The organism is Anabaena sp. 4-3 (genome assembly GCF_001597745.1).
Classification (GTDB): Bacteria; Cyanobacteriota; Cyanobacteriia; order Cyanobacteriales; family Nostocaceae; genus Trichormus.
In genome coordinates this window covers 418663-432562 of record NZ_LUHJ01000026.1, presented here as the reverse complement: position 1 = coordinate 432562, position 13900 = coordinate 418663, and the positions used below count along the sequence as shown (strand labels likewise).

Sequence of the window (13900 nt, the reverse complement as noted above, 5' to 3'; positions counted from 1 at the left end):
ACGTCTCTACATAATTTATTTGGCGCAGCTTAATAATAGTTCGGCAATTTGCTGATTAATATGAGCGACATCAAAACGTTGACTAGCGGTAGTTCTAGCATGACTCGCTATAGTTGCAGTTGTCTGTTGATCTTGCAGACAAGTATTAATAATTTCTGCTAATTCTTGTGACTCTCCAGGCGTAGTTAAAAACCCATTAATTCCGTGTTCTACTAATTCTGTTGCACCGCCAGCTTTAGCTGCCACTACAGCCTTTTCACACAGCATCGCCTCAACAATGACTCTACCAAAAGGTTCGGGTGCAATGGAAGTATGGGCGACTAAATCACAAGCTGCCATTAATTGCGGGATATCATTCCGAAATCCCAGAAATTTCACGCGCTTTTCTAGTCCTAGTTGGGTAATTTGTTGATGTAATTGTTTAACATAATCTTGTTCACCAAACAAAGCATCACCAACTAAAATTGCTGTCACTTCTGGCGGACATTGAGCAATAGCATCGATTAAAATATGCTGTCCCTTCCACGGTGAAAGTCGGCTAAATTGTCCAACGACAAATTTCTTTTCTACTCCTAATTGTTGCCGCAGTTTTTGAGTTTCCGCCGGACTGGTTTGATAGAGTTTTCCATCAAAACCGTTATAGACAACTTGAGTTATTTCTGCTTTTCCTCCGGCTTGCACAAAGGCTGTTTTACTAGCTTGGGAATTAGCAATGACTAATGTAGCAAACCGATTAGCTAAGTTAACAGCAACGCGAAGGTTAGTTTGGCTAAAGTGTTCTGATGACAGGATATCATGCAAATGATAAACCAAGGGACGACGAGCTAAAAAACTAGCTACTGCCCCAATAACTAATGCTTTTTGAGTATTGGCATAGATTATATCATATTTTTTCGCGGTTTCGGCTACCTTAAATATTAGGGGTGCGAGTTGTGTTAAACTACCAAATGCTTGGAAGAAATTACTTTGTTTTCTAACTTGAATTTTTTGGGTGGTGAGAACTTCAACGGGTATATGATTTTGTTGTAGTAATGTTTTAAAACTACCATCTGCAAACAAACCAACTAAGGCGCGATCGCGGTAAGGTTTAGCAATGTCAATTAAACACAATTCCGCCCCACCAGGTTTACCGCTTTGGTCTAAAAATAAGATTTTCATCACAAATAAATTATTGATAGTTTAGTGAATAAAGTTTCATTATGACAATTGCGTAATACTAGAAAATTGTAGGGTGGGCATTGCTTTTTAGTAGCTAAAACCCTGAGTTTTATATTGTTGGCAATGCCCACCTAACACTTATTGAGAATGCTGCAAGATATGACAATATCAGACTTGCTTAAAGAACATTTAGTTTTATGCTAGCAAAATCTCAAATCCCTAATCCTCTTTAGGGTGGAGTTAAAGACATAGACAAATTTGCTATTGGTAATAGGTTTTGCTGTTGACTGCTGAGTGTAATACTGGCATTCAATTGTTTAACAACGTATTCCGCCACAACAGTTTCTGAGCATTTATTTTGCCACCAATCCAGAGATTTATGGTGCATTTCTTGGATTAATTGCGGATTACGTAGTAGGTTTTCTAAAACTTTTTCCCAATCCCGCCAATCTTTAATTTGAATCACAGGCACGCCGTCTAAATACCACCGTGAAGGTAAAGCTTCTGTAACGACAACGCAACCATATTTCATACCTTCAAATAACCGATTTGTCTCAAAAGATGTGCCTCTAGGAACAACACAGATTTTAGTATCCATCATAATTTCGCAATAACTACGCTCATCTTCAGGTTTTCTGTCATGAAAACCTGCTGTAATTGCTAATTCGACTTGATAATGGGGATTTTTGCGTTGCAATTTTTGGAGACTAGAAATCATCAGTTTTCTCGCCAAGCTTTTGGGAGTTCCTAGCCAATGCTTCAAAGACCATATCGGATAAGATATGTGTACAATACTACCAGAGAAATAAGTATCATACAGCCGTGCTTCGATGGGCTTAATTGGTAGATTTTTGGAATTGTTATACCCTAGAGGAATGTCATAAATTGGAGTGATTTTACCTTTACCTGATAACCAACTTTTCAATTTGTGGTATTGATAATTTGCTAATCCAGGGAAGGAAACAATTAAGATTCTGAGAAATTGAATTAAGGTGAGCAAGTTCAGCAAAGAAGGCTGAAGTAGAGGATTACATCCTAAGACGGGACGAGTTCCTATACATTTAAATACAGCCCTGACTTTATGAGCATACATTGGTGTCCGATACCATTCGTCTCCGACAACAAAAACAACTACATTTTGACCATAAGTTGGCAATTCATCCATTTCATCCCAGGTTATATAAAAGATGAAATCACGAATCGCCGAACTTGTTTCTATAGCTTGAAATACTTTACTCAAATAATCAGTTAAACCAAATTTAACTGGTGGCTTGCTGTCGTATATATCCCAAGGAATTGGTTGCTGTCCTTTTTTGATGTAGATATAGTATTGATTAGCAAGTGCATTAATTGCAAGCATAGAAATTTTATCTCCGGTGTCCGAGTGGAATTGATTTTTACAATCACAGAGATGTCACTTAGCTATTAAATTGTTGTTGAGACAATTACTATTTAAGCCAAGAGAACTTGACGCACTTGCTGACCGATTTTTTGCCAATTGAAGTTAGTTGCAGCATACTGACGACAATCTACCCGTGACGGCGTGGGCATTTGTCCTAGTAATATCTGTTCTAATTTTTCGGCAATGGCTGAAACTTCGGTAGAAGTGGTGATTAACTCTGGTGAAAAGGGTTGCAAAATTTCTGGCATCCCCCCGATTGGTGTACATAAAACGGGGGTGCCGCAAGCTAAAGATTCTAGGATTGCTAATCCAAATCCTTCAAAAGATTGGCTTGGCATCACAGTTAAATTAGCAGCTTGGTAGGCTATGGGTAACTGTTCATCTGGGAGAAAACCTAGGAATTTCACATTGTTTTCTAAGCCTAATGCTTTCGCTTGTTGTTCTAGAGTAGTTTTGAGATATCCTCGACCTGCGATCGCCAACCAAACATCAGGTACTTTTGGTTTAATAATTGCTATAGCTGCCAACAATTTATCTAGTCCCATCCGGTTTACTAACCGCCGGGATGTAAATAAAATAGGGCGACTATCTGGCCAGCCTAACTGCTGACGAGCGGCTGTTTGTAATAAGTTTGGTTGGAATTTCTCGATATTAACACCACCGGGAATAATATGGATTTGCTTCCACGAAACTTTATATTGTTTATGTAAAATATTGCCAAAAGCTTTACTAAGAACTATGAAGCGATCGCAGCGATGATAAGTCGTTTGTTCGATCAGCCGACGCTTCATAAAAATGCTCAGTTGATTATTCACCATCTCCTGTTTACTTTCCGAAGCCCAAGGGCCATGAAAGTTAAACGTAATCGGCACTCCTTTCGGTAAAATATCTAAAATCGGAAAGCTATATAATGCAAAATGTAAATTAATCGCATCGGGTTTACTTCTTCTATGTTGTTGGAAATTTTTCCTAATAGACCATAGTCTTCGCCAGATAGAAGTATCTGGTGATGCTAAGTTAGTCAGTGTGATTGGTAAATTTAATTCTGTGTTTGGTAAACCTACTCCACATAATTCTACTTGGTATTTATCCGCCGCTAATGTATGAATTAGCTCATACACATAACGTTCTAATCCTCCAGGTGTTTTCGGAAACCAGCCTGTTCCTAAAGTGAGAATAGAAGCAGAGGTTGAACTAATATTAGCTGTTTTATCTTTCACTATTTATCTCCAATTTGTTCGCCAAAATATTTCTGTTTATTTCTATACAAAAACCCATTTATTTGTTTTGTATATAACAGTACATCGACAGTCTTTAGTATTTATATTCGCTTCTCATCTATCTAATCAGTAAATTTTTCCTATGATAAAATAGAGATTTTATATGGAATCATCTAGTATTTAAAGATTTTATTAAATGAATCATCTCCTGATTATGGATATATCAAAACTTACCTGTTTTTGTGAAAGAAATGGTAGATACCTCATTTCAATTCCAATGAGGTGTTTATTCGCACAGCCTCATACTAGACAACGTAAAGATAGTAAAACTACCAGTAGCAATAAATAATTTTTTTTGAAATCTATAGTTACTAAATTTGAGAAAAAAGTCAATATAAACACAATTAATATTCTTTTAGACAAACTCATAGCAAAAATAAACCAATGATGTGGTTTTGATAAAAATTTGTTAAACATGAAATATGAAGCCGTAACTATTTGTTATGTATGTATATGTCTGCTCGTCAAAGGCATGATGGGCAGTTAATATAAATAGATTGTTTTAAATTTAACAATTTCATCAAGTCAATAGTTCCACTATTGTCTTACAAGTTGTGCTAGGTAAGGTACAGTATGAATGATTACTTGATTACTATTTATGGAGGTTAAAAATATAAATAATAATTACTAATGCTAACTATCAAATATTGGATTTGACAGATGATTATTTATTACTTATGACTAGATAAGATTAATTAACTTACCCTAGCAATAGATAAAATGTTGGGAAACTTACTGCATGAGAAGCCAAATATTTCAGTATTTGCGTAAAGTACAGCTAAAGTTAGTCCAAAGCCTCAGAAATTTATCGCTCAATCTTAAGTTTCGCCAATTAAAATTTTTACTATTTTTTTTGGCAGTGATGACGGGTTTAATTCTGACTACCGTTGGTATTCCCATAGATGAAACTATAAGTAGTGTTCCCGCAACTACTTATAAAACATCTTGGATAGGTAATACTTTTCGTGGTGGGAATAAGTGGGTACAGAATTATATTGAAGGAATGTATGTTGCTTCCAATGGCACTATTTATACTAATAGTCATTGGGATGAAGCAGGTGCAGAAGCATCAATATATAAGGATGCCGATGTTGTGGCGATTCTGCGTGATACTCACGGTTGGAGTCGAGGCGGTGGGGAAGCTATCACAGCCGACAGCAAATATATTTACATGGCGATGATTCAAGGTGCTGTTGGCAAAATAGATCAAGATTATCCCGCCGAAGGAACAACTTGGTATTGTGTCAGACGTTACGACTTATCAGGAAAACCTGCGCCTTTCCCTGGGGGAAGGGGTTGGGATAAAAGTATGTTAATTGTCAGTAACAAAAGTGAAGTTACTGGGTTAGCAACGATAGGTAATGAGTTATTTGTTAGTGATTTTGCTACTAACAAAATTCGCGTCTACAATCCTGATACAATGCAGGAAAAACGTAGTTTTAGTATTGCTAGACCAGGAGCGATCGCAGTTGATCAACAGGATAATCTTTGGATTATTCAACGTAAAAATGCCAGTAATCCTGCGAAGATTGTACGCTACACTCCAGCCGGAAAGCAATTACCACAACAGATTACTAATGTTAGTGTACCAACGGCGATCGCTATCGATCACCAAAACAGACTTTTAGTTACAGACAACGGTACTCGTCAGCAAGTATTGATTTACAATATCAAAAATCAGCCTGTACAAGTGGGAACCTTCGGTAACAAAGGCGGAATTTATAGCGGTGTACCCGGAGAAGTCCACAGCTTAAAATTTTATGGTTTGACTGGCGTAGGTGCAGATAAGCAAGGCAATATTTATGTTAATAGTAATGGGTTTAATAATTCCGGCACAGATTTAAGAAAATTTTCCCCATCAGGTAAGCAAATTTGGCAATTATTAGGATTATTCTTTGTAGAAAATGCTGATGCTGATCCTCAAAGTGATGGGTTAAGCGTTTTCACTAAGCAAGAACAATTTGCAATGGATTATAGTAAACCGGCGGGTAAACAATGGACTTACAAAGCCTATACCTTAAATCCATTCAAATATCCTCAAGATCCCCGTTTGCATACATCCCCAGATGCTACCTTTGTGCGCCGCATCAACGGTAAGCCTTTCATCTTCCTCACAGATATGTACACCAGTTTTCTGCAAGTGTATCGTTTCAATCCCGCTAAGGATGGTAAAATTGCCATTCCCGCCGGGATGTTTGTCGGTACTCGTGGGGATGGTAAAGCAGCAATGAGTGGTAAATGGCCAGCTTATCAACCGCAAAAGGGGGAATGGATTTGGCGCGATCGCAACGGTAACGGTGCTTTTGATCAAGGTGAATACGACACTAGCCAAGACTATCCTTACATGGGGGGATGGTGGGTAGACAGCAAAGGTGATGTCTGGAAAACCTTACGCACTCAAGACGGCATTCGTCATTATCCCGTTCAAGGACTAGATGCTCATGGTAATCCGATTTACAGCTATCGTACCATGAAAAAGGATAAGACTCCCAGCTTTTTTACAGATTTACGCCGCATCGAATATTTCCCCGAAACCGACACCATGTATTTATCAGGCTTCACGGCGGAACATCCATCAATTGGGGATGATGCCAAAGCCGCCGGTTCGGAAATTGCCAGGTTTGATAATTGGAGTCAAGGCAATCGTCAACCCCGTTGGCGAATTGTTGTCCCCCACGACACCACAGGTAAGCGGGAAATTGTCACCGCAGCTATGAGTATCGCTGGCGATTATGTTTTTTCCGTGACATCTAAAACCGCCGTAGTCAATGTTTATAATGCTAAGACAGGAACTTTAGTCAAAACATTAAAACCAGGCCCAGAAGTTGCAGGTGAAAGCGGTTGGATTGATATCCCTCAAGGTATTCGTGCTGTGCGTCGTGCTAATGGTGAATATCTGGTATTTGTTGAAGAAAATTGGAAAGGCAAAGTAATTGTCTATCGCCTGTAAAGATTTTATCAACATTCTCAAGTATCACAAATCAAAACCCCGACTGTTTAAACAGTCGGGGTTTTGATTTTTGGTCTAAATTAAACCACATCTTTTTCACAATCATTCTTTATCTGTTCTTCATAATAATGAACTTATAATCTTGTTTATTCTCTCAAGAAATAAAAATACCAGTAACACACAAAATAGATTTTAAGTTTGTAGAGAATACAACAATATGACCATGAAAAATCACCTCCAGCAATTACAAAAGCTCATGCCTAACCAATGGCTAGAGAAACTGCAATATTTACACTCTAAATTACTATGGAATTGGCTGTTGTTTGCTGGAAGTCAAAAACTAGGTTTAAGTCAGAAATCAGCAATGGTATTTTCTCCCCATCAAGATGATGAAACCTTTGGCTGTGGCGGGATGATTGCCCAAAAACGCGCATTAGGAATACCTGTGGTCGTGGTATTTTTGACTAATGGCGCGGGTGCAGAAGCATTAAATCAAGATGCGCAGAATCACATCATTGAAACTCGCAAACAAGAAGCGATAAAAGCATTAGAAATTCTAGGGGTAGCAGCCACAGATATTCACTTTTTAGCTAAAGCAGATGGAGGTTTAAAGAAATTAGAAAATGAAGAATATCAACAGATAATTAAACAGTTAGCTGCAATGATAAACTATTATCAGCCAGAAGAAGTTTATGTTCCCCATCGCCAAGATTGTCATCAAGACCATGAAGCGACATTTACATTAGTAAAAACAGCAATTAAAGCCGCAAATATTCAAGTTGATTTTTATCAGTATCCCGTGTGGTTATTTTGGAGGTCGCCATTATTTATCCTGCTAAAGCTTCAGGATATAGCAGCAGCCTATAGAGTTGCCATTGCTGGGGTACAAGAACAAAAAAATCGCGCGATCGCTTCCTACTCCTCCCAACTCCAAAGCTTACCGTCGGGCTTTGTCAAACAGTTTTTAAATGACCATGAAATCTTTTTCAAAACTGAGGACTAGATAGTAAATTCTGTTCAGCTTATAATAATCATTATTAGGGCGCATCTTCACATCAAATTTACAGCCCATATAAATTTTTGGTCGATAACCAGAATAAAACAAGAATTTGTCTAGGTAATTATCTATAATTCCTATGGAGAACATTTAGGTGAGAATATTACATATTACTAATCATGTCCAAGAAATCGGTAATGGTATTGTCAATGTAGCAGTAGACCTAGCCTGTTTACAAGCAAAAAGTGGTTATGAAATTGCTGTGGCTTCGGCGGGAGGAGAATACGCCGCCTTACTCGGAAGTTATGGTGTCAGACATTTTCATTTAGATCAGTCTAGACAACCATTTAATATAATTAAAGCTGCATGGCAGTTGCGGCAATTGATACAAAAATTTCAGCCAGATATTATTCATGCACACATGATGACAGGCGTAGTGCTAGCGGCGATGTTGAGAAATGGCTGTAATTATGGTTTAGTCTCCACAGTACACAATGAGTTTCAGCGTAGTGCCATCCTGATGGGATTAGCAGATAGAGTCATAGCAGTTAGTCATGCTGTAGCTAATTCTATGATCCGGCGTGGTATACCCAAAAAGAAACTGAGAATAGTTACTAACGGCACCTTGGGTAGTCCCCGGCATCGCCAACTACCAGATTATCAACCATTACCATTACATCGTCCAGCAATTACCACTGTAGCCGGGATGTATACCCGCAAAGGAATTGCGGAATTAATCACAGCTTTTATGAAACTCGCGCCGGAATTTCCGCCAGCACATTTATATTTAGTCGGGGATGGGCCAGATCGCACCATGTTTGAGACAATGGTGAACAATACACCCTTTAGTCATCGCATTCATTTTGAAGGATTTCAGCCAGAACCACAACGCTATATGCTAGCAACCGATATCTTTGTGCTGGCTTCCCATTGCGAATCATTTGGTTTAGTGCTGACAGAAGCGCGAGAAGCTGGGTGTGCGATTATTGCTAGTAATGTAGATGGCATTCCTGAAACTTTGGATCATGGACAGGCTGGTGTTCTGATTCCACCCAAAGATAGTCAAAGTTTAGCAGATGCGTTGAGCAAATTACTCAGAAATCCGCAACAACTGGAAAAATATAAATATCGCGCACAAAAAAACCTTGAACGCTTCAAAGCTACGCGCGTCAACGAGGAAACCCTCACTGTCTACCGCGAATTAGCCAAAAACTACAATCTTCATCGGGAAATCATCAAAGAAGAAGTTTTAATTGGTAGATAAACCACTGACTACAGGGTGCTGTCAAACCAATTAACATCATGTCCGGCTAATTACTTATGATAAGTTTTCGATGCTGATCTTTTCTTCTTCCCTGATCCTTCCTGTTCCCTGTTGCCTGTTCCTTCCTGTTACCTGTTCCCTGTTCCCTACCCCAACAGATATGATAACTATTCAAACGGACATGATATAAAATTTAAAATACTTGTAGTTCATCGCCAGCAAAGCGATAATGAACCCTGTTGCTTTTCACCAGGGGAATATGGCGCAGGATTTTTCAGCACTAGCAGCACTTTATCAACACACCCTTCTCAATGATGTCTTGCCATTTTGGGAAAAACATTCAGTAGACTGGGAACAAGGCGGTTATTTCACCTGCTTAAATCGTCAAGGCGAGGTATATGATACAGACAAATTTATCTGGTTGCAAAATCGCCAAGTGTGGACTTTTTCCATGCTGTGCAACCAACTAGAACAACGGGAAAACTGGTTAAAAATCGCTAGTAATGGCGCAAAATTTTTAGCTAAACACGGCAGAGATAACGAAGGTAACTGGTATTTTGCCCTGACTCGTGCCGGAAAACCATTAGTTCAGCCTTATAATATATTCTCTGATTGCTTTGCGGCAATGGCATTTAGTCAGTATGCTTTAGCCTCTGGTGAAGAATGGGCGCAGGAGGTAGCAATGCAAGCATACAACAATGTGCTACGCCGTCAAGAACATCCTAAAGGTAAATATAGCAAAACTTACCCCGGCACACGCCCCATGAAAGCCTTAGCTGTGCCGATGATTTTAGCCAACCTCACCCTAGAAATGGAATGGTTGCTATCTGAAGAAACTTTAGAAAGTGTCTTAACTGCAACCGTTCAGGAAGTCATGACAGATTTTCTGGACAAAGAACGGGGATTGATGTATGAAAACGTTACTCCTGATGGTTCTCACATTGATTGTTTTGATGGCAGGTTAATTAATCCTGGTCATGGGATTGAAGCCATGTGGTTTATTATGGATATCGCCAACCGTAAAAACGACCGCAAAACCATTAATCAAGCTGTTGATGTGGTGTTAAATATCCTGAATTTTGCTTGGGATAATGAATATGGTGGCTTATATTACTTTATGGATGCAGATGGACATCCCCCGCAGCAGTTGGAATGGGATCAAAAACTGTGGTGGGTGCATTTAGAAACTTTAGTGGCCTTAGCAATGGGTTATCGTCTCACCGGGAGAGTAGAGTGTTGGGAGTGGTATGAGAAAATCCATGATTATTCTTGGTCACACTTTGCTGATTTAGAATATGGTGAGTGGTTTGGTTATCTCAATCGCCGTGGAGATGTGTTGTTAAATCTGAAAGGGGGTAAATGGAAAGGATGTTTTCATGTTCCCCGTGCTATGTACCTGTGTTGGCGACAGTTTGAAGCTTTGAGTTTGCAGTCAGTTTAAATCGCTAATCTCCTCACTTGTACTAAAATAGCTTATCCCACTAGGTGGTATAAAATCATCACCAAAGGAGAAGTAATTGTGAGTAAAACTTTTTGGAAAGTGCTGGGAGTTTTATCAATGCTGGGGGGAATTTCGCTGTTGATGCAATCTCCTGGTGTATTTGCTACCAGACCACCGGATAAACAAGTAGAATTTATCATTGGTACAACAGTTCTTGTAGGATTGTGCTTTGTATTTGCGATCGCCTGTTGGTTTCCCCAAAGTCACGCTATTAGTTTACGGGTGGTTGGTTTAGTTGGTGTGGCTTCGTGCGTTTATTCGATATATGATATGTTCCACAATCGTAGTCTCAACTGGCTAGCGATTACTTCCCGCTTAGGTTTGATTTTCGGATTTTGGCTACCCGGTTCTCTGTTTCTGATCAGCAAAGGGAACATGAGAAACTAATTATCATGCAAAACTCAAGGAAACCGCAGCTTTTAGTCTTGGCTGGAGGTGTTGCATTAGTAGTCTATATTTTGTGGCTGATAGGAGGGGCGCATCATCCCTTAGCTTATGAACGCAAGCGATATACTAACCCTGATAGTAAGTATCAAGCGGTGGTTTATGCAATTCCAGCATTGATTGCTATGCCTGGACAGGAGGACGATCAATCTGGTTATGTGCGGGTGTATGATGCTCAAGGCAAACAAATTTGCCAACATGATTTTTCTGCGGTTTCCGACATCCTCGATTTGTTCCGTCGAAATCCTGATGAACTCAACTATGCTAACTTGATTTGTCGCCGTGGTGAATAAGCGATCGCATTCTTTGCAACACTTATATATATACTGGGCGGAAAACTTAAGCTACTATAATTTCCTATTGCCTTTGTGCAATTCATCTGTGGGGAGTAAAAACCAATATGACAACAGTTATCAGGACTCATGGTATAGGAAATCTGGTGGCGATCGCTCAACAATTCACGCTTGAGAGTCAAGTTGTGGATGTTCGCGGTTTTGGCAGTGGTAATATAAATGATACTTTCTTAGTCACTCTTGATGCTCCTGGGGAACAGCATTTTATCCTGCAACGCATCAACACGCAGGTATTCCGCCAACCCCAACTGATTATGCAGAATATGCGTACTTTCACAGACCATGTACGCCAAAGACTACAACATACCCCCTTAGACCGTCGTTGGGAAGTACCCCGCGTTTTATCAACACAGCAAGCTCAAGACTATTATATTGATGCTGAGGGCAACTTTTGGCGAGGAATTAGCTTTATTGCTGGGTCGCAGTCTTTCGACACCATGCAAAGTGTAGAACAGGCGCAAGAAATTGGCTACGCTTTGGGGATGTTTCACAACTTAATTAGCGACTTACCACCGGAAAAATTAGCCGATACCCTGGAAGGTTTTCACATCACACCGCTTTACCTGCGCCATTATCAAGAAGTTTTGGCGACGACTACACCGCAACCCTCCCCAGAAGTAAATTATTGCCTACAGTTTGTGAGCGATCGCGCCACCTTTGCACATATCCTAGAAAATGCCAAAGCTCAGGGTATACTACCTCTGCGGTTAATGCACGGCGACCCCAAAATTAATAATGTTATGTTTGACACCAGCACTCACAAAGCCGTCAGTGTCATCGACCTAGACACAGTAAAGCCGGGGTTAGTACATTACGACATTGGTGACTGTTTGCGTTCTGGTTGTAATCCGGCTGGGGAAGAAACAGCAGACTGGAATAATGTCTATTTTGATACAGATTTATGTCAGGGAATATTACGAGGTTATCTTTCCGTAGCTCAAGCGTTTTTGACTGAGAACGATTACACATATATGTATGATGCTATTCGCCTGATAGCCTTTGAGTTAGGGTTGCGGTTTTTTGCGGATTATTTAGCCGGGAATGTCTACTTTAAAGTCAAGCATCCAGAACATAACTTAGCCAGAGCAATTGTACAGTTTAAGCTTACCGAAAGTATAGAATCTCAAGAAACTCAGATTCGCCAAATTATTCAAGACATGAAATGAACCAACAAACATTTACTTTACAACCATTCCCCTCTGGGGAATCTTTACCTGATGTCAAAATCACAGGTAACATCAACCGTCATCAAAATCAACTCACCATCACCTACCAACTAACAGGCGACTTAGAAAAAATTATCATTCCTCCACCCGCAGACACACCAAAGCGAAAACATGAACTATGGGAAAATACCTGCTTTGAGTTTTTTTTGGGTGTGAAAAATTCTCAAAGTTATTGGGAATTTAACCTTTCCCCGGCTAGACATTGGAACATCTATCACTTTGATAACTATCGCCAAGGAATGCAACAAGAAACAGCTTTTAGTGTGCTGCCGTTGAGTGTGCAGAATCAATCAGATAGTTTAGTGCTGACTTTGAATGTTGATTTGAATCCAATCATCTCAGAAAACCAACCCATTGAAGTAGCAATTACCACTGTCATTAAACAACAAAACAGTCATCTAACCTACTGGGCATTAACTCATAAAGGTGTAGATGCTGATTTTCATTTACGAGATAGTTTTATGATTGAGTTGTGACCTGATAAATTCAGGTGCGCTAGTCAAAACTTAACGCACCTCACCTACTACTTAACTATTTTTGCAAATTACCTGCGTGTAAACCGCACTCCTTAGCGGTAGACTCTTCCCACCACCAACGGCCTTCCCGTTCGTGCTGGTTGGGTAAAACAGGTCTGGTGCAGGGTTCGCAACCAATGCTGATAAAACCGCGCTCGTGTAATTTGTTGTAAGGTACATCTAAAGCGCGGATATATTCCCACACTTGAGCAGAAGACCAGTTGGCTAAGGGGTTAAACTTAATTAATTGATGGTCTTCTGTAGAGAAGGCAGTATCAAGTTCAATTACAGGAATATGGTTGCGGGTGCTGGGACTTTGGTCTTTGCGTTGTCCTGTTACCCAAGCATCAAGGGTGTTAAGTTTGCGGCGCAGGGGCTTAACTTTGCGAACTGCACAGCATTCTTTATGACCATCTTCGTAGAAGCTAAACATTCCCTTTTCTTCTACCAAAGCTTGAACTTCTGCCGTATCAGGGAACATTACTTCTAATTTGATACCATAATGTTTTCTAACTTGATCCAATAACTGATATGTTTCTGGGTGCAAGCGTCCTGTGTCAAGGGTAAACACACGGAAATCTTTGGTAATCTTGGAAGCAATATCAATGAGAACAACATCCTCAGCACCACTGAAGGAAATTGCCATGTTGTTAAAAGTATCCAAGGCAAACTTGAGAATTTCCCTTGGTGATTTCTGACTGTATTCTGCCTCTAGAGCAGCAATATTTAAATCCGTATGGGTAGCTACCATCTGTGAATGTTCTCCTCTCTTGCACCCTGAATTGTACCAATTTCAGATGCACCAGTACA

Annotated in this window: 12 protein-coding genes; 8 read left to right on the top strand and 4 right to left on the bottom strand. The window is 39.7% G+C overall.

Annotation, left to right across the window (positions count from 1 at the left end; all coding sequences use genetic code 11):
* Nucleotides 1–15: 15 nt before the first annotated feature.
* From A3775_RS08380 to A3775_RS08370, 3 genes are all read right to left on the bottom strand, one after another.
* Nucleotides 16–1158 carry a glycosyltransferase family 4 protein gene (locus tag A3775_RS08380; protein ID WP_066424529.1) on the bottom strand — a complete coding sequence of 381 codons (1143 nt, stop codon included), beginning with the start codon at nucleotides 1156–1158 and terminating at the stop codon, nucleotides 16–18.
* Between the two features lie 229 nt (nucleotides 1159–1387).
* A complete protein-coding gene (locus tag A3775_RS08375) occupies nucleotides 1388–2518 on the bottom strand; it encodes a glycosyltransferase (protein WP_066377715.1) in 1131 nt (376 codons plus the stop codon).
* Between the two features lie 92 nt (nucleotides 2519–2610).
* Complete coding sequence (locus A3775_RS08370) at nucleotides 2611–3780, bottom strand: glycosyltransferase family 4 protein (RefSeq protein WP_066424527.1); 1170 nt, start codon at nucleotides 3778–3780, stop codon at nucleotides 2611–2613.
* Nucleotides 3781–4579: 799 nt separating this feature from the next.
* Between A3775_RS08370 and A3775_RS08365 the strand changes: the two genes are divergently transcribed.
* From A3775_RS08365 to A3775_RS08330, 8 genes are all read left to right on the top strand, one after another.
* Nucleotides 4580–6790, top strand: coding sequence for a hypothetical protein (locus A3775_RS08365; RefSeq protein WP_066424524.1), 2211 nt, complete (start codon nucleotides 4580–4582; stop codon nucleotides 6788–6790).
* A 217-nt stretch (nucleotides 6791–7007) separates the two neighbouring features.
* Entirely contained in the window at nucleotides 7008–7793 is a 786-nt protein-coding gene (locus A3775_RS08360) for a PIG-L deacetylase family protein (protein ID WP_066424522.1), read from the top strand.
* A gap of 148 nt (nucleotides 7794–7941) precedes the next feature.
* Nucleotides 7942–9051, top strand: a complete 1110-nt coding sequence (locus A3775_RS08355; protein ID WP_066424520.1) for a glycosyltransferase family 4 protein — start codon at nucleotides 7942–7944, stop codon at nucleotides 9049–9051.
* A gap of 259 nt (nucleotides 9052–9310) precedes the next feature.
* Nucleotides 9311–10492, top strand: coding sequence for an AGE family epimerase/isomerase (locus A3775_RS08350; RefSeq protein WP_066424565.1), 1182 nt, complete (start codon nucleotides 9311–9313; stop codon nucleotides 10490–10492).
* A 78-nt stretch (nucleotides 10493–10570) separates the two neighbouring features.
* The gene (locus A3775_RS08345; protein WP_066424518.1) at nucleotides 10571–10939 is read left to right on the top strand and encodes a hypothetical protein; all 369 of its coding nucleotides are present in this window, start codon (nucleotides 10571–10573) and stop codon (nucleotides 10937–10939) included.
* A gap of 5 nt (nucleotides 10940–10944) precedes the next feature.
* Entirely contained in the window at nucleotides 10945–11289 is a 345-nt protein-coding gene (locus A3775_RS08340) for a hypothetical protein (protein ID WP_066424517.1), read from the top strand.
* A gap of 107 nt (nucleotides 11290–11396) precedes the next feature.
* Entirely contained in the window at nucleotides 11397–12515 is a 1119-nt protein-coding gene (locus A3775_RS08335) for a phosphotransferase enzyme family protein (RefSeq protein ID WP_066377728.1), read from the top strand.
* Complete coding sequence (locus A3775_RS08330; RefSeq protein ID WP_066377730.1) at nucleotides 12512–13051, top strand: DOMON-like domain-containing protein; 540 nt, start codon at nucleotides 12512–12514, stop codon at nucleotides 13049–13051. The genes A3775_RS08335 and A3775_RS08330 overlap by 4 nt, the downstream gene beginning before the upstream one ends.
* Before the next feature lie 55 nt (nucleotides 13052–13106).
* On the opposite strand, the gene A3775_RS08325 is transcribed toward A3775_RS08330, so the two are convergent.
* Nucleotides 13107–13841 carry a phosphoadenylyl-sulfate reductase gene (locus A3775_RS08325; protein ID WP_066424516.1) on the bottom strand — a complete coding sequence of 245 codons (735 nt, stop codon included), beginning with the start codon at nucleotides 13839–13841 and terminating at the stop codon, nucleotides 13107–13109.
* Between the last annotated feature and the right edge of the window lie 59 nt (nucleotides 13842–13900).